Annotated in this window: 19 protein-coding genes; 11 read left to right on the top strand and 8 right to left on the bottom strand. The window is 68.9% G+C overall.

The window, feature by feature from the left end; translation table 11 throughout:
- Positions 1-16 precede the first annotated feature (16 nt).
- Together IE275_RS27600 and IE275_RS27595 are read right to left on the bottom strand one after the other, a co-directional pair.
- Positions 17-2,341 carry a hypothetical protein gene (locus IE275_RS27600; RefSeq protein WP_189714131.1) on the bottom strand — a complete coding sequence of 775 codons (2,325 nt, stop codon included), beginning with the start codon at positions 2,339-2,341 and terminating at the stop codon, positions 17-19.
- 20 nt (positions 2,342-2,361) lie between these two features.
- Positions 2,362-4,101, bottom strand: coding sequence for a hypothetical protein (locus IE275_RS27595; RefSeq protein ID WP_189714130.1), 1,740 nt, complete (start codon positions 4,099-4,101; stop codon positions 2,362-2,364).
- Between the two features lie 463 nt (positions 4,102-4,564).
- On the opposite strand from IE275_RS27595, the gene IE275_RS27590 reads away from it, so the two are divergent.
- The 6 genes from IE275_RS27590 (at position 4,565) to IE275_RS27565 (ending at position 14,168) form a co-directional block, all read left to right on the top strand.
- Positions 4,565-5,554, top strand: a complete 990-nt coding sequence (locus tag IE275_RS27590) for a hypothetical protein (RefSeq protein ID WP_189714129.1) — start codon at positions 4,565-4,567, stop codon at positions 5,552-5,554.
- A 42-nt stretch (positions 5,555-5,596) separates the two neighbouring features.
- On the top strand, positions 5,597-7,750 hold the full coding sequence (locus tag IE275_RS27585) for a hypothetical protein (RefSeq protein ID WP_189714128.1): 2,154 nt from the start codon (positions 5,597-5,599) through the stop codon (positions 7,748-7,750).
- A 9-nt stretch (positions 7,751-7,759) separates the two neighbouring features.
- Positions 7,760-10,006 carry a hypothetical protein gene (locus IE275_RS27580; protein WP_189714127.1) on the top strand — a complete coding sequence of 749 codons (2,247 nt, stop codon included), beginning with the start codon at positions 7,760-7,762 and terminating at the stop codon, positions 10,004-10,006.
- Positions 10,007-10,030: 24 nt separating this feature from the next.
- The gene (locus IE275_RS27575; RefSeq protein WP_189714126.1) at positions 10,031-12,424 is read left to right on the top strand and encodes a hypothetical protein; all 2,394 of its coding nucleotides are present in this window, start codon (positions 10,031-10,033) and stop codon (positions 12,422-12,424) included.
- 48 nt (positions 12,425-12,472) lie between these two features.
- Complete coding sequence (locus IE275_RS27570) at positions 12,473-13,384, top strand: hypothetical protein (RefSeq protein WP_189714125.1); 912 nt, start codon at positions 12,473-12,475, stop codon at positions 13,382-13,384.
- Positions 13,385-13,628: 244 nt separating this feature from the next.
- Positions 13,629-14,168: a hypothetical protein gene (locus IE275_RS27565; protein WP_189714124.1), complete on the top strand. Its 540-nt coding sequence runs from the start codon at positions 13,629-13,631 to the stop codon at positions 14,166-14,168.
- 541 nt (positions 14,169-14,709) lie between these two features.
- On the opposite strand, the gene IE275_RS27560 is transcribed toward IE275_RS27565, so the two are convergent.
- From IE275_RS27560 to IE275_RS27550, 3 genes are all read right to left on the bottom strand, one after another.
- Positions 14,710-15,561 (bottom strand): aldo/keto reductase, encoded by an 852-nt coding sequence (locus IE275_RS27560; RefSeq protein ID WP_189714123.1) that lies wholly within the window; start codon positions 15,559-15,561, stop codon positions 14,710-14,712.
- A gap of 38 nt (positions 15,562-15,599) precedes the next feature.
- Entirely contained in the window at positions 15,600-16,628 is a 1,029-nt protein-coding gene (locus IE275_RS27555) for a zinc-binding dehydrogenase (protein WP_189714122.1), read from the bottom strand.
- A gap of 61 nt (positions 16,629-16,689) precedes the next feature.
- Positions 16,690-17,667 (bottom strand): aldo/keto reductase, encoded by a 978-nt coding sequence (locus IE275_RS27550; RefSeq protein ID WP_189714121.1) that lies wholly within the window; start codon positions 17,665-17,667, stop codon positions 16,690-16,692.
- Between the two features lie 226 nt (positions 17,668-17,893).
- Here IE275_RS27550 and IE275_RS27545 point away from each other — a divergent pair, with 226 nt between their 5' ends.
- A complete protein-coding gene (locus tag IE275_RS27545) occupies positions 17,894-18,790 on the top strand; it encodes a helix-turn-helix transcriptional regulator (RefSeq protein WP_189714120.1) in 897 nt (298 codons plus the stop codon).
- A 166-nt stretch (positions 18,791-18,956) separates the two neighbouring features.
- Positions 18,957-19,637 carry a class I SAM-dependent methyltransferase gene (locus tag IE275_RS27540; RefSeq protein WP_189714119.1) on the top strand — a complete coding sequence of 227 codons (681 nt, stop codon included), beginning with the start codon at positions 18,957-18,959 and terminating at the stop codon, positions 19,635-19,637.
- 371 nt (positions 19,638-20,008) lie between these two features.
- Here the strand turns inward: IE275_RS27540 and IE275_RS27535 are convergent, their stop codons facing one another.
- Both IE275_RS27535 and IE275_RS27530 read right to left on the bottom strand, forming a co-directional pair.
- The gene (locus IE275_RS27535) at positions 20,009-20,455 is read right to left on the bottom strand and encodes a hypothetical protein (protein WP_189714118.1); all 447 of its coding nucleotides are present in this window, start codon (positions 20,453-20,455) and stop codon (positions 20,009-20,011) included.
- A 29-nt stretch (positions 20,456-20,484) separates the two neighbouring features.
- Complete coding sequence (locus IE275_RS27530) at positions 20,485-20,649, bottom strand: hypothetical protein (RefSeq protein WP_189714256.1); 165 nt, start codon at positions 20,647-20,649, stop codon at positions 20,485-20,487.
- Between the two features lie 140 nt (positions 20,650-20,789).
- On the opposite strand from IE275_RS27530, the gene IE275_RS46140 reads away from it, so the two are divergent.
- The gene (locus IE275_RS46140) at positions 20,790-21,461 is read left to right on the top strand and encodes a type 2 periplasmic-binding domain-containing protein (RefSeq protein WP_229870623.1); all 672 of its coding nucleotides are present in this window, start codon (positions 20,790-20,792) and stop codon (positions 21,459-21,461) included.
- A gap of 191 nt (positions 21,462-21,652) precedes the next feature.
- Here the strand turns inward: IE275_RS46140 and IE275_RS27520 are convergent, their stop codons facing one another.
- Positions 21,653-22,153: an SRPBCC family protein gene (locus IE275_RS27520; RefSeq protein ID WP_189714117.1), complete on the bottom strand. Its 501-nt coding sequence runs from the start codon at positions 22,151-22,153 to the stop codon at positions 21,653-21,655.
- Positions 22,154-22,295: 142 nt separating this feature from the next.
- Between IE275_RS27520 and IE275_RS27515 the strand changes: the two genes are divergently transcribed.
- Together IE275_RS27515 and IE275_RS27510 are read left to right on the top strand one after the other, a co-directional pair.
- On the top strand, positions 22,296-23,198 hold the full coding sequence (locus IE275_RS27515; RefSeq protein WP_189714116.1) for a helix-turn-helix domain-containing protein: 903 nt from the start codon (positions 22,296-22,298) through the stop codon (positions 23,196-23,198).
- Between the two features lie 174 nt (positions 23,199-23,372).
- Complete coding sequence (locus IE275_RS27510) at positions 23,373-24,344, top strand: SMP-30/gluconolactonase/LRE family protein (RefSeq protein ID WP_189714115.1); 972 nt, start codon at positions 23,373-23,375, stop codon at positions 24,342-24,344.
- Positions 24,345-24,367: the final 23 nt, after the last annotated feature.

Genomic DNA, 24,367 nt, shown 5'->3' with positions numbered 1-24,367 from the left:
GCGCCCGCTGCCTTCGTCAGAGCTCGAGAACGAGCAGTTCGTCGCTGGTGGAGGTGGCGGGCACGGACTTGCGTGTGCCGTCGGTGCCGTAGCCTTCGACCTCGTACGTGTAGCTCTGGGCGGCGGGGTCCTTCAGCGTCACCTTCCAGGACGGGATCTGACCGGCGTTGGCGGAGGTCAGCTGGAACGTCTCGTCCTGCACCTCGTGCGTGACGGGGTCCTCGTAGCGCAGTTTCACCACCACGAGCTTCCACTTGGTCATGTCCAGCGCCGCCGCGGTCACGGCCACCTCCATCAGCGAGCTCTTGACCTCACCGATGAGGACGGTGCCCTCCTGGCCGACCTGCCACTGGCCGGGTGCCGTCGTCCCGTCGGCGTAGGTGATGTCGGCCTTGTACTGGAACTCGCGGTTCTTCGTGTCGGGCAGGTCGACCTCCCAGCGCCAGGACTCGATGTTGTTCGCGAACACGTGGGTGCCCTCGGTGTGGTATTTGGCCGCTTCGTCGCTGTACTTGGTGGACAGCACGATCGACTGCAGGGGCGGGAAGAGGCCCTGGGGTACGAACGTCACCGCCATGCGGTCCTCGAAGGGCGCGTCGATCAGCAGCCGGGCCGTGGAGGTGCGGTCGGGGCCCGTGACGAGCCTGCTGCCGTTCTTGAGGAGGAACTCGCAGGAATACTCGTACTCCTGCGATGTCTGCCCACCCGTGTAGCTGAACCAGCCCCCCTCCTGCGCCGCCTCGGTGAGCACGAGGGTCTGCGCCGCGGACGGCAGGTTCACCCCGGGCAGCTTCAGGTCGACCTGGATCGACTGCACCGCCGCCCACGGCACGGTGCCCGCGACCACCTTGACGTCGACGCAGCCGAGGCGGTCGTAGCCGATGATGAGGCTCTTCTCGCGGGTGGTCTGCGCGGCGATGTCCGTGGACTGCTGGGCCGCCTTGTAATGCAGTCTGCTGGAGTAGCTGTAGGTGTCCTTCGGCGCTCCCTGCGCGTCCTTGGCGAGGGTGGTGCGGAAGTAGTACGTCTCGTCGCCCTTCACGAAGTCGTACGTCTGCGAGGCCGCCTTGACCTCGCCGGTACGGTCGTCGGTCTGGCGGTAGTCCAGCGTCACCTGGATACCGGCGATGGGGTCGTTGGCGAAGTCGGCGGTCACGCGCACCGGGACCTGGAGCGTGTGGAAGATGGGAGTGTTGAGGTCCGCTTCCGTGAAGGCCTTTTCCAGCTGGGGCTTGGTGACCATGGCGACCAGCGCCGCGTTGGGGTGCGCCGAGAACGGCCTGGCGATGCTGCCGTGGAAGGTCATGCCGAAGTCCCGTATGTCGGACTGCTCGAACTCCTTCAGCCACAGCTGGTTTCCTCCGACGGGGGGCGCATCGGGCTTCTTGAAGTTCTGCATCGGGTCCGTGCCGAGCTTCTCCTTGTTGAGCTGTCCGTTGATGACGGGCTGGGCGAAGATGTTCTTCAGGTACGCCTGCGTGATGTCGAGGACGAAAGCCTCCAGTTGCTCACGCAGCTTGTCCTCGCCGGTGGCGAAGTCGAATCTCGTGTAGTCCACCTGGAGGCTGCCCGAGATGTTCTTGAGCTCCTTCAGGCTGGACACCTGCGGATAGGTCCGGACGGCAACACCGTCCGAGGTCTCCACGACGGTGGTGTGATCCTTGAGTTCTTGGTAGACGTTGTTCGCGTTGCCCGACACGGTGACAGTGATGGCGGGCACCCTCGCCATGAACTGCAGGGTGTACGCCACATGCGCGGTGAGCTTGCCCGACTTGGCCCCTTCACGGAACAGCCGGATGCCTTCCTGTCCGAGGGCGATGGTGAAGCTCGCCACGTTCGACCCGGCGAGGGAGGGCTTCGCCTTGCTGTCGTCCCCCTTGACGAAGGTGGGACCGAGGGCCGACGGAAGGCAGAACTGCGCGTCTCCCTCGAGCCAGGTCGGATAGCCGAGTTTCGGGTCGCCCTGCGTGGCCCCGCGCGGCTCCGTCACCACTTTGCTCCCGTCCCAGACGGGGCGTAGGGAGCCCAGTGCGCCGGACAGCACCTGGCTGCGCAGATACTCGACGATCTTTCGCTGGTCCTCGTCCCCCACGGTGGACTCGACACTCATGCTCAGAATTCCGCCCTCGGTCTCACCGGCGGGCAGCGGCTTGTCGATCCCGGCCAGGAGGCTCATGTCCCGAGCGAAGGCGTATATCGACAGGGCGGGTTGCCCGTCGGGGCCGGTCGACAGGCGGACGGGCTGGGGAACCATCCAGAACTGCAGCGGGTCGTCGTCATCCTGGTAGATGTCCACCCCCTTCACGTCCGGGACCACGAACTTGTTCAGCAGGTTGAGCATGACGTCTCCTTGAGGGTCGGTCACACGGGAGGGGGTTGGAGAACGATCACCGGATCGGATCCGGGTGTCACGGGCGTGCTGCGATGCCCACCGCCGCGCAGGTAGTACGTGGAGGTGACGGTGTAGCGGTGCTGCGGCTGGGCCCCCGTGTCGTCCTTGTCCGGCAGCGGCAGACGCAGCTCGACGGTGGTGGGCTGTCCGGGCGCGAACATCAGCTCGCGGGTGTCGGTCTCCCCCGCCGGCCCCGTGTGGCTCAGCGTGGTCTTCACGAGCTTCACCACGGCGAAGTCGACGAGGTCGGCCACCACGGTGACGCCGAGAACGGCGGCCGGCGCAGTTCCGATGTCGAGCCGCTGGATGCGGGGGGCCTCCTGCCAGGGGCCGACGGTGGAGTGGCCGTCGGCGAAGACGGTCGTGACGCGGTACTTGAGGGTCGCGGCGGCCGTGTCGTCGGACCCGGTCCGCCAGTTAGCGGAGTCCGCCTCCGGGGTCAGGCGCACGGTGGTGCTCGATGTGTGGCCGGAGCCGTCGTCGCTCTCCAGGTCGACGAGGAAGGCCGCGACGCCGTCGAAGCGTCCGGCCGCGCTGAGCCGTATCGTGCGCCACGTGTCCGACGGCGGCGGGATGAGCACGGTCCGGTCGGTGCCGGGTGTCCAGTCGACGTCGGCGGTCCGGCCGTCGGCCAGGTCGTACGACAGGTGCATCTCGTACGGCTTGGTCACCGGCGCGTAGACAGCGCGTTCGTAGTGCTGGGCCGTGCGGGAGGCGTCGAACTTCAGGAAGTCCTCGACGAGTCCGACCCCGTGGTCGTCGTCCTGGTAGCGGAGCCCGACCTCCACGTGGCGGACCGTCGCCCAGTCGAGCGCGGCGGCGCTGAAGTCGATGGTCAGCCAGCCGTCGGTGTCGACACTGATGAGCACGTTCTCCGCGTCGGTGCGGATCTCGGGCAGTTCCATCACGGTGCTCGAAGCGGTGAAGGACACCACCGGCCGGATCGTGACCGTGCGTCCGAGGGCGGGGTCGACGGTGCACACGAACCGGTCGGCCGTTTCGTTGCCGGTGAACACGGCCGAGTGGTGGTGGTCCCCGTAGTCGACATGAGCCATGACCGCCGCGAGCCGGCCCGAGGAGAAGTCTGCGTTGCACCGTGTCACCAGGTGCCGCTGCTGGAAGATCGGATCGGACAGATCGACCGCCAGGAAGCATCCCTCGTCCCGGGGCAGCTCCAACGCGTCCAGGCTGCCCGCGACCTCGAAGGGCCATGGCAGTCCCGCGGAGCCGGTGAACTCCGCGTCGATGTCGGAACCCGGCGGTGTGCCGTTGGGCGGCAGCCAGGGCGCGAGCCAGTCCCATCCCCAGTCGATGAACGTCTGCAGCAGTTCGGGATCGCCGTTCGCGGGCCAGTCCAGGACCTCGACGCCGGCGGCTGAGGCCTCGACGAGTGCGCCCCGCACGTCGGGGGCCGCGGCGAGCCGGTCCCACAGCGCGGTGACATCGGGGCCGCGGGCGTAGGCATGGACCCGGCCGTTCGGGATGCGGGCCATGGCGTGCATCCGGTAGGAGGCCTGAAGCGCGGGCTTCCCCTCGTGCAGTGCCTCCCATTGGATCGTGGCCGCCTCGGGCGTCAGCGCCGCCTGGAACGCGGCCGGGCAACTTCCCGACAGCGACGGCTGCGCGCTCACCGGCCCCTCACCGCCGCCAACCGTGGAGCCGAGAAGGGAGAGCGTCGCCTTTCCGTCCAGCCAGAGCGGATCATCCATGCGGGGCTCCACCGTCCCCGCACGGCTCGCCCGGGCAGCTGCGACCGCCTCCGCCTGCTCCTCCGGCCGCAGCGACAAATCCGTTTGCAATTCAATAATTCCGCCACTGGTGCCACCGGGTGCGGAGCGATACCGAATAAATGACAGCACAGTGACGCCATCGGAATCCCGGCTGAGCCGGGGCAGCGACGCGATCGCGTAGAAGACCTGATCGAGCTCGTCGTCGGCGAAAAGAGACCAGGTGGGTCGGGCGATGAGAGCCGGGAGGAGGAGCACTTGCGCCCACCTCTTCTCCTGCACTTGGGCGGAATGCGCTCTAAACTCAATATGAGCACAATCACCCACAAGGGGCAAAATGTTCCCCGATTCTCAAGCGCGAATCGTCGTGACGCGGCTCGACCCTCCGACGGTCCAACTCCTCCCCGGCAGCCCCGCTTTGGACGTCTCCGCTCAGGGGGTGCCCATGGCGACGGTGGTGGGGACCGACACCTCCGCATCCGTGCAGATCAGCGCGCACTGGTGGCCGGACGGCAAGGAGACCGCGGCCCTGGTGGCGCGCGCCGCCACGGAGTTGGACGTGCCACCGTCCACCGTGATCGTCACCCCCGGCCCCGTGACAGTACGTCACGTCACCCTGGTGGCCCGAGGTGACGGTGAAGAGGAGGCCGTTCTCGCATCGTCGACCTCCTCCGGAATGCCTCCGTACACCGCGCTCCTGGCAGGACCTCTGCCACCGGCTCTGCTTCCCCTCGCCCGGGAGGCGCTCCAGGGCCGGCGAGGGCGGCTGCTCGTCCGGTTCGACGGAGCCGTCGGAGCCGACGAGGTGGTCCGCGAACTCGATGTCGGCGAGGCGATGAGCGATGCTCCGTCAGGCGAGAAGCACATCTTCCTGACCGCCACGGCGACCGAAGCGCCCGTCACCGACCCGGCAGCTCCTGGTGCGTCGCTGCCGCTGCGCATCACGGTGGCGACGGGCTCCGTCCCGGTCCGCGCGGTCGATCTCACCGGCGCCGACGCCGCGGGCACCCCCTGGACGGTGACGTACCCGTCCGACGACCCGCTCCCGGAACAACTTCCGGCCGCGGAGAGCCTCGACCTCGTGGTCCACGGCGAGAGCGGCAAGCCCTACCGGCGCACCCTTCGGCCCGGCGCCTCCGGCTGGGTCATCGACGAGGCCGCCCTGGGGCTGGTGACGGTCACGTGCCAGGCACCGGGTCGCACCGACGGGGCCGTGGTCGCCCTGGAGGTCTGGTACGAGCCGGCCGGCGATGGGCTCCCCGATCACCGCAGCGTCACCCTGGACGCCCCGGAATGGACGGCGTCGTGGCTGGTGGCCAGCGCCCAGGAGGACCTCGGCGGAGAACTCGTGATCGACGTGACGGAGACCGGAGCCGACGGCGTCGCCGTCCCCAAGCACACCGTCCATTCCATCAGTCCCCAGGTCCGGGTCTGAGAGCCGCCCGGCACTGACGGGCCCGGCCGAAGCGAGGACAGCATGCTCCAGATCGACAAAGCCCAGATGATCTCCGGCGTCCAGGTCTACGGCGACCACTCCGATCCGGCGCTGTTCTACGCGGTGCCGCAGATGCCGTCCTTCCGCTGCGACCCCGAGGGCCAGCCCATCTTCATGTATCTGAAGTACCGCCAGCCCAGGCCGGGCCCCCTGGGCCAGACCGGGGGCGGCTTCACGACCTTCGACACCCAGTTCGCCCTGGACGACGCCACGCGCCAGGTGATCCTGGAGCAGCTGCGCCAGCAGGTGGGCACCGGTCTCGCCGACCAGGTCAGGCTCGGATCCATCACCTGGGCCAACGGCACGGCCCACATCAACCTCTCCGACGTGAGCGACAAGCTCGTCACCAAGGTCTGGAACCCGGTGAGTCCCTCGCTGTACGGCGACAACGTCACCCCCTTCACGGTGGAGGTCCCCGACTTCGGCGCCACCCTCTTCGCCGAGGCCATGCAGGGCAAGGGCGGCATCGTGCAGGTCGCCTACGGCATGAACGGCTGGGTGAAACTGCCCGCCGTCACGGGCTGGGGTACGTTCCACGGCTTCCAGTTCCGCAGCTTCGTCCAGGAGGCCAAGGACGACGGCGGCTATGGCGCCGACGCGTTCTCGGACAAGATCACCGAGCTGGCGATCAACTCCGATGTGATCAAGACCCACGTGGACGCGGGTGTCGGTGCCGACCCCCAGATGGTCGCCAAGATCGAGGAGAGCATCCGGCGCACGGTGCTGGACATGGCCACCAAGCGGATGGCGGAGCAGATACCGGGCTACACCGGTGACCGGAGCGTCCTGGAGGACTACGAGAGCATCCACCGCGAGTTCACCAACATACGCATCGACGATTTCCGCATCGACATCAGCCAGCAGACCGCGGTGCTCTGGCCGTTCAATCCCCAGGGCACCCTGCCGAACATCACCACCCTGGTGGACAAGAAGGGCCAGCCGATCCAGTGGGCCGACCACTACCGCGAGATCGCCCTGGACGACCCCTTCTTCCGCTCGTTCACCGCCCCGGTGCGGGTCAACGCGGACTTCAAGGACGGGCTGGTCCACAGTGTGGACCTGCACATCGAGTACCAGGCGGACAAGCTGGTCACGAGCGACTACCACTTCGAGACACCCAACCAGGTGGAATCGTTCTCCTCCTACACCGACGGCGGTACGGAGGAGTACCAGTACGCCTTCAAGGTCAACTACAAAGGGACCTCCTCCGTCTACAGCGCGCCTGCGGCTCCGAACAAGGGTCCGCTGACCCTCAACGTCGACGATCTCGGCGTCCTGGAGGTGGAGGTTCAACCGGGCAACCTGGACTTCGCGACCGTAGCCGCGGCCACCGTCACTCTCGAGTACACGCCGTCCTCGGGGAGCCCGATCGGCGACCAGGTCGTATTCACCAAGGAGCAGAACGCGGAGCAGACCCTGCGCTATGTGATCACGGAGAAGCGCGACCGTCCGATCCGGTACCGCGTCGACTACCGGATGCCGAGCGGCCAGGTGATCGAACGCGACTGGACGGACGCGACCGGCCAGCGCATCTGGGTGAGGTCACCCTTCACGAACGTGCGCAAGATCAGGGTTTTCGGCGTCGGGGACCTCACCAACAAGATCGACTCGATCGTGTGCGACGTGCGCTACGAGGATCCCGGGAGCGGCTACGAATGGAGCGAGAACCAGGTCCTCAAAGGCGGCGACGCGTACAAGGAATGGCCGGTCCCCGTCCTCGACGAGGATGCCGGCACGGTCACCTACAGCGCCATCGTGCGGTACAAGGACGGCAGCATCCGCGAGATCCCCGACACGGTGTCCGAGGACTCCACGATCACCGTCGGCGACCCGGTGGCCGCGGTGGTGGCGGTCACCATCACGCCCGACCTCGTCGACTGGAACACGCACGCCCTGGTGAAGGCCGTCCTGACCTGCGACGGCGGTGACCCGGCCCAGCGGCAGACCCAGAGCGTCGTCGTCCGCAAGGACGGCCAGCTGACGCCGGTGGTGTTCTACCTCACCGACGCCGCCGCGAAGAAGGAGTTCACCTGGACCGCCACCTACTACCGCGCCGACGGCACGAGCGCCGACACGGCGCCGGTCACCACCGCCGACACCAACCTTCTGCTGCCGCGTCAGGCCGTGGCGCCCTGAGGTGACGTCATGCTCTCCTTGACTCCACCGTTCCTGTCGGTGAACGGCTTCAGCCTCTTCCCCGACCATGCCGATCCCCTTCAGTGGTACTACCTCCCGATGGGGCCGTCGATCGCGGTGCGCAGCGAGGGCGGCTCTCCCGTCCCTGTCTTCTCGCTCCTCCAGTTCCGCGGCACGACGAAGGACGTCACCGGAGGCCTGCTGAACTTCGACGTGGTGCTGGGCCCCCACGCCGAGGTGCTCGACCAGATGCTCGACGACGTGGCGGGGCAGATCCAGTCGCAGCTGAACCTCCCCGACCGGCCGCGCCGGCCCGTGCCGGTGCCCATCGAGGACGGATCGGTCAAACTCGTCCTGCTGGACAGCCAGACCGACGACGAGCCCGGTGCCCAGGGCTTCGTCGAGCGCATCATCCACTATGCCAAGCCCAGCCTGTACGGGGTCAACCAGGCCGCCTTCTCGGCCCGCCTCGACGCCGACGGGGCGAAGCTGATGGACGCCTGCCTGGACGGTGCAGCCGTGCCGATCGGGGTCGTCTACTCGCTCCAGTTCCTGGCACTGCGCCCCGCGTACACGGTGACCCTGAACGTCCGGTGGAAGCAGCTGAAGGAACGGCTCGACAAGGCCTTCGGTGTCGACGGTGTGTTCCTCTCCAGTCAGGTCACCGAGGAACTCGACCGGCTCCGGGACGAGCGGATCATCGACGTCCAGGACGACTTCTTCGTCCCGGAGGGCGAGGCCGGCAAGAGCGTGATCGCGGACCACAGCCGGGCGGTCTCGGCCGTCTACGACATGATCACCGACGCCCTGTTCGAGGTCAGCCTCCCCCCACGGCCGGCACCGGACGGCTGGGACAAGGCCGCCGGGCTCGCCACCGAGTTCGGCAGGGTGGCGGTGACCGGCGGGCTCTCCCTGCTGGGCTCGTACACCTACCGGCGCGACAGGTCCGTCCAGGACGTGGAGAAGACGCTGAACGTGCAGATGAGCCAGCGCACCGCCGTCCGCCGGACGGTCCACCCGCAGGGGCATCTCAGCGGCATCGCCGACCTCATCACCGCGTCCGGGCGCCCGCGGAGCGACTTCGTCCGAGGCGTGTCGCTCGACGACCCGTGGTTCAAGCAGCGCCAGGTCGCGGTCGTCTCCCGGGTGCAGTTCCCCAGCAACTACATCGCCTCCGTCGCGGTGGACCTGCGCTACGGAGGCGAGACCAGCACGGTCCTGCTCGACGAGGCGCACAACGAAGGCACGGCACAGTGGTTCAGCCAGGTCGAGGACGGGCACATGGTGACGCCGGTGCAGATGGACGTCACGTACCACCTGAAGAACACCGAGAACTACACGCTGCCGAACGAGATCAGCGCGAGCAGCGTCGTGGACGGCGAGAAGGCCGAGATCCGCCCCGACGACGTCTTCCGTCTGACCAAGGTCCTGATACGGGCCGAAGACCTCACCTGGGCCCACTGGAACGGTGTCACCGTCGAACTGCGCTACGAGGACAAGACGCTGGGCGCCTCCGGCCAGTACGTGATCGATATGACGGACCAGGCCCCCGCATGGAACTGGTACCTGTTCCTCTCGGACTCCGCCCCGGAGGTCTTCTCGTACCGTCTCACCTACCGGGGACGGGATCGGCAGGACGTCGTGCGTGAGTGGGCGGAGCACGAAGGGACCGACCTTCGGATCGACGACCCCTTCCCCGACGTGCACCGGGTCACCGTGCGGCCCCTGGCGGACTGGAGCGCCGTCAGCGCCCTGCTCGTCGACCTGCTGTACGAGGATCCGGCCCACCAGGTGCGCCAAGAGGCGTCCATGGAGTTCGGCGCCGACAACGCGGGTTCACAGCTCTTCGAGGTCCCCCTGCGGGATCCGACGCTGCTGCGCGTGTCCTACCGGGTGACGACGCTGTTCACCGACGGCCACCAGAGCACGGTGCCGGAGTCCTCCACCGGCCAAAGTCGCCTCATCGTCAGCCCCGACATGCCGGTCACCCAGGCCGTGGTGGTACGGGTGGACACCTCGGCCGGTGCCGCGGACGGTGTGCGGGAGGTGCTGGTCGAATTCGCCGCGCCCGGCACGGACACCGTCACCGCGAACTACCCGTTCACACTCCACGCCGGGGCTGTCGTCCACGAGTACACGATGACGGGAACGCCGGGGTACCGGTACCGCGTCACCTACCACCACGACAACGGCATGAGCCGCGAAGGCTCGTGGACCGACACGAACCTGCCCGTGCTCGATGTTCCCGGTGCGTGACAGCGGGACTGGAGGGTCTTCGTCATGCTGCAGATCGGCACCACGTCCGTACTCGTCGAGGGCGTCGAGGTGTTTCCCGACCACGCCGACCCGAACCAGTTCTGGTATCTGCCCGCCCCGGTCAGGCTCGCCCAAGGGGAACAGGGGCCGGCCTTCACGCTGATCACGTACCGGCCCGCCGCCGTCGAAGCGGGGGCGGAAGGCGGCGGCTTCCTGATGTTCGAGACCGCCCTGACCCTCGACCCGGGAACCGAGGCGATCATCAAGAGCAAACTGGCCGAACGTGCTCCGGGCGCCGTCCGCCTGTCCCCCGTCCCCTTCGACGAGGGAGACGTGCAATGTGTCGCCCTCGACGCCCAGGGACCCGGAGGCACCGTCGCGCAGCTCCCCGAGGGGGCCTTCCGCGCCGTGGAGACGATTCTCGGCACGGCGGTTCCCTCGTTGTTCGGCGAGAACACGGCGATGTTCAGCCTCACGCTCTCCGCGGAGGGCGCGACGCTACTCAAAGAGGTCTTCCGCTCGGGAGGAAGCCCCGTCGGTGTCATCTACCGGCTGAAGTTCACGGCACTGCGCCCCGCCCTGTCGGTGACGATCACCGCGAACCTGCACCGGGTGTACAAGGAGCTGGCCATGGGCCTGGACGCCCAGATCTACTGGGCTCATGTGGGGCTCGAAACGGCGTTCCAGAAGCTGCATCAGGCTCAGGTCATCAAGATAAAGATCACCGAGTTCACCACCGACCAGGACAACGAGGAGAAGATCCAGCGGGCACTGGACCTGTTCATGAAGCACATCCTCGGCCAGTGGTTCGAGCCCAGCCTGAGCCCGCGTGACCTGCCCTCGGCCAGCGGCCCCAGACCCGCCAACACGCCCCCGACCGGAACGCCCGCACCGGCGCGAACCCAAGCAGTGACCACCCCGACGGTGCAGCCGAGCAAGGGCGTCTCCGGGCCGGCGACGCCGGGTCCTGTGTCTGCGGCCCCCCTTGCCAAGCCCGCGCCCCGGCCCGCGACGCCCGTGGCCCCGCAGCCTGTCGCGAGCGGGGGCGCCGGTGGCGGGGCAGTGCCGGCCGTGCCCGGCCATCCCGGGGCGGTTGGAGCTCCCGGTTCCGCATCGGCTTCTCCCGTGGCACCCGCTTCGCCGGTGGCACCCGCTTCGCCTGTGGCACCAGCTCCGACCCCGGCCGCACCCGCTTCACCCGTGGCACCAGCTCCGGCTCCGGCTCCGGCTCCCCCTGTACCGGCACCGGCCCCCGCCGTTCCTCACGCACCGGCCCCGCCCGCGCCGCCGGCTCCCCCGGCGATCCCGGGACGCCCTGCGGGATCGCCGCCTGCCGCTGCCGGCGGTGTGAATCCGTCGATCGTGTCGTTCAAGCTGCGCTACGGCCTCCAGATCGAGGACAAAGAAGTGTCGTTCACCTATGACCGGGCCGAGGCGGTGCAGCGCACCTACGCGCCCCAGGGCTTCTTCACGGCGCTCGCGGCAGATCTGGACGGACCGCCGCATGTCATCGACGTCGACCTGAGCGACGACTTCTTCAAGACGGTCACGGTGGAACTGCTCGGCGCGGTGGACTTCGCGGCGATCGGTCTGACCAGCATCGCCGTGACGATCCGTTACGGCGGTCCCGAGGACGAGGAGGGCGTCCAGACCTTCGACCGGCTCATCGACGCGGGCAACCCGGCGCCCGAGCCCGTCAAGTTCTTCATGAACCGCTCGATGGACACGACCTACGCCTACCGCGTGGAGTACCACTTCGCGGCCGAGTCCGGCTGGGAGGGCCAGAGCCTGACCTATGTGCGCGAGGGCACGAGCGAGAACCACACGCTCTCCATCGACCCTCATCAGTTCCTCGGCTTCCTCCAGGTCGAGGTCGCTCCGCACGACATCGACGCGGACGTGGTGCACGAGACCAGGGTCGAACTCACCCGTCAGGAGCCCGACGGCTCGATGCTGCGTGACATACGCACCGTCCGCCCGGGCGACGGCGCCACATCCTGGAAGGTGCGGACGGCTGAGCCGCACGACCTCACGTACACCTACCAGCTGGTGCACACCATGACCGACGGGTCCGTCATCACCAGCGAGCCCATCGCCACCGGCGCCACCCAGCTGGCCGTCAACGACCCCTACCCCAGCCAGCTCGACATCGATCTCGTGCCCGCCTGGAACCCTTCCGGGCTGAGATCGGTCTTCGTCGACCTCCGTTACGCCGACCCGGAGGCCGGCTACCACCGTGACAAGCGCATAGAACTCGATCCCGCTCGGACCACGACCCAGCGCACCTGGATCGCGCTTCCCGATCGGGACAAACGCGAGTTCTCCTACCGGTTCACGTTCGTGCACGCGGACGGAACCTCCTCTCAGACCGACTACACGCCCACGAGCGACTCGCTCGTGCCCGTGCGCGGGCAGTGACACGCGATGTCCTCCGTCACGGCCTCCTGTTCCGCGCTTCCGCCCGAAGTGAGCCGAATTCTTCCGGTACTGCATCCCGGGGCCCGGCACTGGCTGCCAAGACTCCTGGCGCCCGTCACCCGCAGCACCCGTGCGGACCGCTGGTGCGCGAGCCGTCTGACGCCCCTGGGGTTCCCCGTCGACCTCAGCGTGGCCACGTCCACCCCCTGGACGACGCGGTACGCGACCGAGTTCGTCTCTCCGGAACAGGCACCCGCCGACCGCCTCGCCGTAGGACTGGACCGCCTGCGCTCACTGGGGATTCCGTCGCCCGACGAGGGCCTGACGGCGCTCCTTCTGCGCGCCCACCGACAGCACACGGTGATGTGGGGGGCGTGGCTGAGTGGGCGGCACGACGACGCGGGCGACCGCTTCAAGCTTTACGTGGAAGTACCCAAGGGGGCGGCGATCCCGGTCGAACGGGAGATCACCGCGCTTCTCGGCATCCTGCCGTTCCCTCTGCCGGAGGGCAGACTACGTCTCGTCGGCCTCGACACGGCGTCACGTCGCGCCGAACGCTACTACCAGGTCGGCAGGCTCACGATGTCGGACATACGAGGCATCGCCCCTCTACACCTCCGTGCCCGTGCGAACACCCTGCACGCAGCGCTCGGTGATCTCCTCGGCCGGTCTCTCGGCGAGGAGCTCTACGGGGTGAACGCCAACATCACACTGACCCCCGGAGCCCTGACGATCTGCGGTCCGGCAGTCAGCTGGCTGGGTCCGGACCACGTGGCCCGCGACCGACTCGTCGCCTTCGCCGCACGCTCAGGTCTGGATCTGGGCCAGTACGCCGCATTGACCTCTGGGTGCACCGCGCACCAGCACGGTCACCACGGGATCGTCTCTCTCACCCTCGGCCCCGATCCCGACATATGCCTGAGCATCGTTTTCTCGCCGTTCGCGGTCAACTCGCCGTAAGACCCGCCGCGTTGTTATGATGGTATAGGCAATTGCACACGAAAACCCTGATGATCACCTATGGCAATTCGTGCACGGCGGAGATCGCCTCCCAAGGTCGGTCTCGGTTCCAGCAAGCCGCTCCTCGCCAAGTGACGTGTCTCAAGGGCCACGCAGTCGGTCGACAAGCACGCAGCCGGCCGAAGAGCCGGGAGCGACAAACCCTGCGATCTCAAGCTGTCGTACGCCGGAATGACCCCTCGGCGTGACCGGCACCTCGACGCTGACCCGCGAAGGCGAGAAGGAGTTAGACATGGGTGAGGTAGCGGACATCATCAAGGCGGCCCACGACATCTTCGACAATGGCGATGTGCCGATCACCGTGGACGAACGCAGTCTCGGCATGGCGTACGCGATTCCCCGTGGCATGGAAGGCACGGTGGTGGACACCTACTCACCTTGGCACGAAGTCGAGATGAAGCAGGTGTTCTACCGGGAGTCGAGCGTTTTCGGGGAGCCGTTGGCCGAGATTCAACTGCTCATGAACTGGAAGTATTCAGAGGCTCAGCAGTACATCATCGAAGCCTATCTGATGAAGAACCTTCTGATACTCGACCCCACGGTCAGTATCAAGATCGGCGTGCGCTTCGACAACCCGCAACTCTACGACCAGGCACTCGAAGCATATGAAATCCCGTTCACCGTGACGGTGAACTACGATGCCGTCGGGGCCACCAACACCGGCCTCTATCGCGGCCTGATCCGCGCCGACGGGGCAGGGGCCTTCCCGCCGGAAGGCGAATGAATGTCGGTCCCCGCCATAGTCGTGTCCGGGCTGCCCGTGGTCCCGTACCGGGCAGCCCGACGACGCGCCGGGCACCCGGACGCCTTTCCCGGCTGCCTCACGATCGGTTCATGACGACCCAGCGAAAGGCCGGTGCCGCGTAGACGGCCCGGCGCCCTGCGCGCCCGACGCTTCAAGCCCCGCCGGCCGCACACCGCGCCCGCGCGTGAGTGGGAGTACGAGGTCTTGAACGAGGACATCGGCCGCCTGTCCCCGCTGCGCCACGCGAACCTCAACTGCCCGGGCCGCTGCGGCATCCGCGCCGCCGCTCCCGCCGACGGCGGTCCGTGTCCGCTGCGGGACGGGCCACCGGCGATGCGGACGGAGGAAGCGCAACGTCCGCGAGCAGGACGCGGTAGGTGTCGCAGCTGATGCGGCTGCCGATCTTGTCGGCCAGCACCTCGGTGTTGCCGACCTTCAGGTCGACAGGGCCGCCGTTGTAGGGTCGGGCGGGTGCCCCTACGGTGGCGTCAGAGCACCCGCGGCCGGCAAGAGGCGCCGTTCAGCTGTCCAGACGGCGCTTGGCGAGCCAGGTGACCATCTCGGGGTCGCGGTGGTCGAAGAACAGGGAACTGCCGGTGTCGAGAGTCGCGATCCGGGCCATCTGCTCGTCGGTGAGCCGGAAGTCGAAGACCTCGAGGTTCTCGGCCATGCGCTCGGCGCGCACCGACTTGGGGATGGCGATGACGCCGCGCTGGGTCAGCCAGCGCAGCACGACCTGCGCGACCGACTTGCCGTACTCCTTGCCGATCCCGGCGAGCAGCGGGTTGGTGAACAGGTCGTTCCTGCCCTCGGCGAAGCCGCCCCAGGACTGGATCTGCACGCCGTGTTCGCGCATGAGGTCCTGGTAGTCGGCGCGCTGGAAGAACGGGTGCGTCTCGATCTGGTTGACGGCCGGGGTGATCTCGTTGTTGACGATCAGGTCGATCAGCCGGTCGGGGTAGAAGTTGGCGGTGCCGATCGCCTTGGCCGCGCCCTCGCGGTTGAGCGCCTCCATGGCGCGCCACTGGCCGTAGACGTCGCCGAAGGGCTGGTGCATCAGGTACAGGTCGAGGTGGTCCAGGCCCAGCTTGTGCAGGGACGTCTCGAACGCGCGGCGGGTGTTGTCCTCGGCGGGGGCGTCCTGGACCCACAGCTTGGTGGTGACGAACAGGTCCTCGCGCGGGATGCCGCTGGACTTGATGGCGCGGCCGACGGCTTCCTCGTTGCCGTAGGCGGCGGCGGTGTCGAGCAGGCGGTAGCCGGCGGCCAGGGCCTCTGAGACGGCGCGCTCGGTGTCCTCGGCGGGGATCTGGTAGACGCCGAAGCCGAGGAGCGGCATCTCGACGCCGTTGTTGAGGGTGACGGTCTGCATGAGCGGGATGTCCTTCGCTGGAGGGTGGGGACGGGTGGTCAGGGGCGGACGAGGGCCTTGAGGACCTGGCGGTCGGCCATCGCCCGGTAGGCGTCCGGTGTCCGGTCGAGGGCGAATTCCTGGTCGAAGACGCGGCCGGGGGCGATCGTCCCGTCCAGGACGTCGGGCAGCAGTTGCTCGATGTAGGCGCGGGCAGGGCTGGCGCCGCCGGTCAGGGTGAGGTTGCGCATGAACTCGGCAGGACCGATCGGTCCCTGCTCGTACTGGGGGACGCCGAGCCGGCTGATGGTGCCGCCGTCCGACACCGCACCGAGCGCGATGTCGAGGGCCGGGCGGGTGCCGACGGCCTCGATCACCTTGTCCACGCCGCCGGTCAGCTCGCGGATGCGGGCGATGCCCTCCTCGCCGCGCTCGGCGACCACGTCGGTGGCGCCGAACTCACGGCCCAGGGCGGTGCGGGCTTCGTGGCGGCCGGCGAGCACGATCCGGTCGGCGCCGAGCCGCTTGGCGGCGATCACCGCGCACAGGCCGACCGCGCCGTCTCCGACCACGAGCACCGTGTCGCTGCGGGTGACGCCGGCGGTGACGGCGCCGTGGTGGCCGGTGGTCATCACGTCGGAGAGCGCCAGCAGCGACGGGAGCAGCGCGGAGTCGGCGGCCGCCGGCAGCTTCACCAGGGTGCCGTCGGCGTGCGGGACACGGACGGCTTCGCCCTGTCCGCCGTCCACGCCGTCGAAGCCGTACCGGCCGCCGTTGCGGCACGAGATGTGCAGGCCCTTGGCGCAGTAGTCGCAGGTGTTGTCGCTGTAGGTGAACGGGGCGACGACCAGGTCACCGGCTTTCAGACCGGTCACGTCCGCGCCGGTCTCCTCGATGACGCCGAGGAACTCGTGGCCCATGGGGCGGCCGGTGTCGGTGGCGGGCATCGACCGGTAGGGCCACAGGTCGCTGCCGCACACACAGGACACGACGACGCGCACCACGGCGTCGGTGGGCTGGACGATCTTCGGATCGGGCCGGTCCTCGACGCGCACGTCACCGGCTCCGTACATCACTGCTGCACGCATGAGAGGTGTTACTCCAAACGAAGGACGGGGTGCCGCGCGAAACGCGGCGTTCGGGGCGGGATCAGCGTTCGAGCATCTGCGCCTGGGCCTCGGTGTGGGTGTCGCCGGAGGCAGGCGGCAGGCTGCTGAGCTTGTCGAGCTGCTCGGCGGTCAGGGTGACGGCGTCGGCGGCGGTGTTCTCCTCGACGCGAGTGACGCGCTTGGTGCCGGGGATCGGGGCGATGTCGTCGCCCTGGGCGAGCAGCCAGGCCAGTGCGACCTGCGCGGGCGTGGCGCCGACCTCGGTGGCCAGGGCCTTGACCTCGTCGGCGAGCGCCAGGTTGCGCTGGAAGTTCTCGCCCGTGAAGCGCGGGTTGTCGCGCCGGAAGTCGCCTTCGTCGAACTGGTCGGTGGAGCGGACCGTGCCGGTCAGGAAGCCGCGTCCGAGCGGGGAGAACGGCACGAGGCCGATGTTCAGCTCCCGCAGGAGGGGCAGGACACGCTCCTCGATACCACGGGTCCACAGGGAGTACTCCGACTGCACCGCGGTGACCGGCTGGACGGCATGCGCGCGACGGATCGTGTCCGGACCCGCCTCGGAGAGCCCGAAGGCGCGGACCTTGCCCTCCGCGATCAGCTCGCCCACGGCGCCGGCGGTCTCCTCGATCGGCGTGTTCGGGTCCACCCGGTGCTGGTAGTACAGGTCGATGTGGTCGGTGCCCAGCCTCTTGAGAGAGCCCTCGACCGCGGTGCGGATGTTGGCCGGGCCGGAGTCCAGGTTCCACGCGCCGTCGCCGGCGTGGGAGACCAGGCCGAACTTGGTGGCCAGCACCGCCTTGTCCCGGCGGCCCTTCAGTGCCCGCCCGAGCAGTTCCTCGTTGACGTAGGGGCCGTAGATCTCGGCGGTGTCGATGAGTGTGACGCCCAGCTCCAGTGCCCGGTGCACGGTCCGGACGGACTCCGCGTCGTCGGTGCCCGAGCCGGTGTAGCCGTGGGACATGCCCATGGCGCCCAGCCCGATCCGGGAAACCTCCAGGTCACGCAGCTTGATGTACCGCATCTCGCCCTCTTCCGATCATGGGTGTCGCCTGGCCTCTCACTCTTGCCCGGCCCGGCGGGTTCGTGCCGGTCGAAGCCCGGGGGCGGCGAACGGGTCCGGCGCCTTCCTGCTTCCTGATTCACCTTCGCCCGTATCGCTCGGGTGTGGCAGGGCGGGCTCTTCGGGGGTAATGACAGGGCCCCCCTCCCGGCCGCGGAGCGGGTGCCCGGCGGGTGAGACTGGAGTCATGGCATCCGAGAGCGCGCACAGCGAGGGCGCCGAGCTGGGCCGCTTCCTGCGCGCCCGCCGCACCCAGACCAGCCCCGCACACGTCGGCCTCACCGTCGGCGCCGGCATCCGCCGCACCCCGGGGCTCCGCCGCGAGGAGCTGGCCACCCTCGCCGGCATCAGCATCGACTACTACGTACGTCTGGAACGCGGCAAGGAGACCCGCCCCAGCCCCGCCGTCCTCGATTCCCTGGCCCGCGCCCTGCGCATGGACGACCAGGAACACCAGCATCTGCGCGAGCTCGCCGCTCGCGCCGCCCGCTACGCGCCCGAGCCGCCGCCGGCCCCGAGCCGCACCGTGCGCCCCCACCTGAAGCTGCTGCTGGAGTCGCTGCGGCCGAACCCGGCCTACGTCATCAGCCGCAGCATGGACGTACTGGCCTGGAACCCAAGCGGCCTCGCCCTGTACGCGGGCCTGGAGGACTGGCCGACCAAGCATCGCAACCTGGCCCGCTATCTCTTCCTCCATCCGGCCGCGCAGAGCCTGTTCCCGGACTGGGACCGCCAGATCACCGGCTGTGTCGCCCGGCTACGCGCTGTCGCCGGCACCGCCCCCGATGCCCCCGACCTGGCCAACCTCGTCGGCGAACTCCTTCTCAAGAGCCCCGACTTCGCCCGCCTGTGGGAACGCTACGAGGTCACCGGCCGCAAGCCCGCCCAGAAGACCTTCCAGCACCCCCGCGTCGGCACGGTCACGCTCACATCCCAGTCCATGCATCTGGAAGGCACCCCCGGCCAGCGCATCGGGGTCTACACCGCCGAACCCGGCACCTCCGACTATGACGCCATGGTGCTGCTCGACATGACGGCGCCCGTGGCCGCGCCCGGCCAGGAGATCCCGCACACGTCGCCCTGAGCGTTGTACTCACCGGGCAGCTGGAGCCGAAGCCGTCGGTGACGGTCCAGCGAGAGACCATGGCAAGGCTGCCCTGCGGGCGTCCGGTGCGACGCGCTTGGCACGCCGTTTTGCCGAACCGGCAAAGAGAATGGCAGACCGGGACGCGGTGGGCGACGGTGGTCCCGTGACCGACAACATCGCAACAGGATCGCCCGCGTCCGACATCCCCTCGCCTGCCGACGGATACGTCGGAGACCCCGCGGTGCGGGCGGAGTGGGACAACCGGTACGCCGACCGGGAGCAACTGTGGAGCGGCCGGCCGAACGGTGCGCTCGTGGCCGAGGTCGCAGGGCTCGTACCCGGGCGGGTGCTCGACGTCGGCTGCGGCGAGGGCGCGGACGCCGTCTGGCTCGCGCACGGCGGCTGGGACGTGACCGCGCTCGAGGTCTCGGGCGTGGCGCTGGCACGAGCGGCCGGGCACGCACGGGACGCGGGCCTCATCGTTCAGTGGGTACACGCCGAACTCACCGAGGCAGCGCTCCCGCCGGCCTCCTTCGACCTGGTCTCCGCGCAGTACCCGGCCTTGCTGCGCACCGCTGACGCCGCGGCCGAGCGCGCACTCCTCGCGGCCGTCGCGCCCGGCGGTGTGCTGCTGCTCGTTCACCACGCGGGGATGGACACCCAGCCGGCGCACGAAAGCGGCTTCGACCCGGCTGACTACGTCTGGCCCTCGATGGTCACCGAACTGCTGGACGACGACTGGGAGATCGAGGTGGACGAGCAACGGCCACGCGTGGCACCCGACGGTGGCGCCGGCGCGCACCACACCGACGATGTCGTGCTGCGCGTGCGCCGACTGCGCTGAGATCGCCTCGGCTCGCCCCAGATCTGACGTACGGCACATCTGTCCTCCGCCACGGGCTCGCCCACCTGCTGTGCGTCGGCCATGGCCCGAGCGGCACCGGCCAGCAGGGCAGGGCCGCAGGATGCCAGGTCCGTCGCGGCCCGCCCCTGACTCTCCTCGATCGCGAACGGCGTCGAGAAGGCCCGGAGCAGGGTGAGCAGGTCTTCGCTGCCCTCGGCCGTCATGCCCGGGCCCGGCACCAGCAGGGTCGCACCGGCCCCCACATCGTTGCCGACGCTCGGGATCAGCTTGGCCACCGGTCCGGGAACAACTGCCCCCAGTGTCCCCAAGGTCAGACCATTGTTGCCGGTTTTCGTCCGCGCAGGCCCGCGTCACGCCGTGTCGTACGGCACGATCGCTGCCGAGTCGTCGTCGGCGGGCGAGATGTCCAGGCGGCCGCGGGCGAAGTGGAAGGCGAACTCGACGGCGCTGCCTTCGAGTACCAGCGTGGTGACGGCCTCAGTGGCGTACGGCGGCGTGTCCGGACCGATGCGGTAGGCGGTGCGGATCACCTCGTCGTCGGGGTCCGTGCTGTCCACGGTGGCGAAGCCCGAGGTCTTCGTGTCCCAGGTGCCGCTGATCCGCAGCCCGTAACGGATCTCCAGCAGGCCCGGCCCGGGGCAGCTCCAGCGGAAGCGGCCGATGCTGACGACCGAGGTGATGCTGTCGAAGCGGCTCCACCCCCGCCCGTCGGGGAGGAAGTCCAACTCGCTGGTCTCCATGGCCCCCACATCGAAGGGGCTGCTGTACCAGTGGCCGAACAGACGCTCGTCGATCATTCGTGTCACCTGCCGATTGTCCCCCGCGCTCAGGGCGTGAACGCCCACCCGGTGATGGTCGCCGCGGTGTCGATCATGTCCCAGCCGATCGAGAGTTCGTCGAGCTTCCAGTGGCAGACCTCCACCTGGATACCGTCGAAGTCCGGCACCACCGGGCAGTCGGCGAACCAGTCCCCGTCTTCGACGAACCGCACCAGCGCGAACCCCGTCAGTCGCCTACCGGCGAGCCTCGCCAAGCGTCGGCCGCCGGTTCGACGCGCGCCGACGCGGCGTTGGCAGCGGCCGCACCGTCCGGCTGTCGAATCCCGTATCGGCCGCTTCTACAGTGATCCGCATGCCGACACCCGTCCATGCCCTCGCCCACCGGCCCTTGACCGCTTCGGCAGTCGCCGAGCTCGTCGCACTGCCCACCACACTTGACGTCCCCGAAGATGACGACGCTGTCGATGCGGAGATGCGGCGCCGCGGATGGAGTTGGGAACCCTCACTGGTCTGCGACTCGTTCTGCACCGCATCCGGACACGTCCTGTGCACCGACGGGATCAGTCCGTTCGGACAGCCAGATGCCCGGCACTTCTTGGTCTTCGGTCAGCTCTACCCCGTCGACCCCGAAGACGACGACATGGCCAACGGACCATGGCTGTACGGCCTCATGGACCACTGGGAGCGGCAGCCGGGCTGGAGTGGCCACCGACCGGGCACCGACCAGGACTGCGAGACCGTACTCGCACAAGCGGCGCAGGCAGTGACCGAGCACCTCGGCACCGCCCCGGAGCGGACGGTTCCGTCCTCCGAAGCGATGGTCGCCGGGCCCGCGCTGACGCAGCGCATCTGGCGCACCGCCACCCACGCCCTGGTACTCGGACCAGCGGCCGACCATGGCCCCTACGGCTACCTCAGCCACCTCCAGTTGTCCTACACACCACTCACCTGCGGTCCTGACCTGCCGCCCCCGGACGACGAGGACAGCCTGACCAGATGGATCACCGCGCACGTCGACTGGTGAGCCGACCCTCGTCACGACGCACAGATCACTGCACGGGCGAGAACACCTGCACCCTCGGGTGACCGAAATCTCTGCGGGCTTCGAGTGGGTACCGGTAAGTCAGCGAAGAGCGGCGTCTCGTGGGCGGGCGGTAGAGGGTCCAGGCGCGTCGCTCGCGCCTGGCGCCATCGACGTAGCCGCACCGGGGAATCTCACTCTCCGGCGATCCATTGGGCGAGGGAGATCAGGGTGGCTTCGACGCTGTTCGTCATGTAGTCGCGGAGTGCGTCGAGGTCGCCGCGGGTGGTGCCCAGTACCGGGTCGAGGCGCAGGAGTTGCCAGGACTGTTCGACGACGGTTCCGCGTCCCTGGGGGTGGAAGGACCAGCTCCAACGCACGATGCCTTCTTCCGCGCCGCCGACCACGAAGGTGAAGGCGGCGCCGGGGTCGGCTCGTACGACCTGGGAGCGGGTGGTCCATTGCCTGCCGTCCTTGTGATTGCGGCCGCTGAACCAGGCACCGACCCGAGGACCGGCGCCCCGCTCGAACGTGGCGTCGGTCGCGTTGGGGCTCCAGCGGCCGATCGCGGACACGTCACTGACCAGGTCGTAGACCCGGGCGGGTTCGGCAGCGACCCATGCCCGTCTGGTGAAGGCGAAGTCCGATGCGTCAAGGGTCTCGAAGAGATCGTGTTCGCCGGTGGTGGCGCTCAAGGTGTCCTCCTGGTTGCGTGCGGGGTGATGCCGGGTCGGCGAAGCCCACCTCATCACCGGTCCTGCCGGGGAGCCAGACCCGTTGGTGCCTATCCACGGCCGGGGCAGGCTGTGCGTTGCGAGTCGGCCCATACTCGGATCCATGACCGGAAAATCGCAGCTCGGGGACTTCCTGAAAGCGCGGCGCTCCCAGCTGCGCCCCGAGGATGTCGGGGTGCCCACCTACGGGGAGCGTCGGCGTGTGCCGGGGCTTCGGCGGGAGGAGTTGGCGCTGCTGGCGGGTGTGAGCGCCTCCTACTACACCCGGCTGGAGCAGGGGCAGTCACTGAGCGCGTCGTCCGAGGTGCTGGACGCGATCGCCGGGGCTCTGCGGCTGGACGAGTCCGAGCGGCGGTACCTGCGCGACCTGGCGAGCGCGGACAGGCATCGCCCTCGGGGCCGGCGGCCCGCGCCGGAGCGCGTGACGGAGGCTGCGTCTCAGTTGATGGATGTGCTGGGGGACGTTCCCGCGATCGTGCTGGGCCTCCGCAGTGACGTGCTGGCATGGAATCGGCTGGGGCACGCGCTGTTCGCCGGGCACCTGGACCCTGGTGCCCCGGACCTGCCTGCGCAGCGTCCCAACATGGCCAGACTGGTGTTCCTCGACTGTCATACCCGCGACCTGTACGCGGACTGGCCGAGCAAGGCCCGCGCGGTGGTGGGGAATCTGCGCCTGGTGGCGGCCCGGCATCCGCAGGACCCGGCATTGCACGCGCTCCTGGGTGAACTGAGCGCCATGAGCAGTGAGTTCGCCTTGATGTGGGCCGACCACCGGGTCAAGGCGTGCACCGTCGCCGCCTACGAGATGCGGCACCCGCTGGTCGGCCCGCTGACCGTCGTTCAGCAGACCCTGAGTCACGGGCCGGGCCCCACCATCGTGGTCGCCACCACGGAGGCGGGCTCGACCTCGCGGGAGGCGCTGGCCCTGCTCGCGCAGGCCGTCACCCAGGACACCGACCCGGCTGACCACCCGGTGCGGCCGGCGCCACGGTCCGCCGCCGGCTGACCTCGCACAACGCCACGGTCCGCTCAGCACCGACACGTGCGAGAACCAAGACACGGTCGAGGAGCAGCCGCCGGCGTCAGCCCCGGAAAGCCGCATACCCCCGAGCGAAATCCACCTGCCCCACGCGTGCGTCGGCGTGCCGCTGCCGTATGCCCGAAAACCGATGGAGGAACCATGTTCAAGAAGCTCTCCGCATCCGCCGTGTCGGCGGCGGTCCTTGTCGCGGCCGCTGCCGCAGCCCTCAGCCCGGTAACGGCTTCGGCATCGGCCCGATCCGCCCCGCTGAGCGGCGCGCGGATCGCCGTGCCCTTCGACCTGGCCGAGGGCCAGACGCCGGAGAACATCGCCCTGGCACCGGGCGGCGGCGCGTACATCACCTTCGCCAAGGGCCGCCAGGTCGCCGAGGTCTCCCGCAAAGGCACCACCCGGATCCTGGCCACCCTGCCCGAGCCCGCCGACGGCGGTGTCCACACCCCGGTCCTGGGCTTCCCGTTGACCGTCGGCATCGTCCGTTCCCACGACGGCACCCTGTACTTCCTGTACGCCACCGGTACCCCCGACCTCACCGGCGTGTGGCGCCTGCGCCCCGGCGGCCGACCGCAGCGCATCGCCGCGCTTCCCGCGGACGGCCTGCCCAACGGCCTGGCCCTGAACCCGCGCACCCGCACCCTCTACGTCACCGACTCCGTGCTGGGCACCGTCTGGAGCCTGCCCACCACCGGCGGCACCCCCAGCGTCTGGTCCACCGCCCCCGAACTGGCCTCCACCGGCTTCCTCGGCGCCAACGGCCTGAAGATCCACAACGGGGCGGTCTGGGCCAGCAACCTCGACAAGGGCACCGTTCTGCGCATCCCCATCCTCCCCAACGGGCGCGCCGGTTCGGTCCGGACCGAGGCCACCGGCCTGCCGGGGATCGACGACTTCGCGTTCACCGGCCACGGCGACCAGCTGCTGGCCACGCTCAACGGCTCCAGCGAGGTCGCGCTCGTCCGGCCCGACGGCAGCCACTCCATCGTGCTGACCCACGACGACGGCCTGGAGAACCCCACGTCCATCGCCCTGCGCGGCAACACCGTCCACGTACTGAGCGCCGCCTACGTCACCGCCGAGAACCCCAACCTTCTCCTCGCCCACCTCGACGAATAGCACCGCTTCGGCCGAAGCACACA

Origin of the sequence: Streptomyces phaeofaciens (genome assembly GCF_014648915.1) — a bacterium.
Lineage (GTDB): Bacteria > Actinomycetota > Actinomycetes > Streptomycetales > Streptomycetaceae > Streptomyces > Streptomyces phaeofaciens.
The sequence above is the reverse complement of the archived record's forward strand: the minus strand, read 5'-3'. Positions and strand labels throughout refer to the sequence as shown.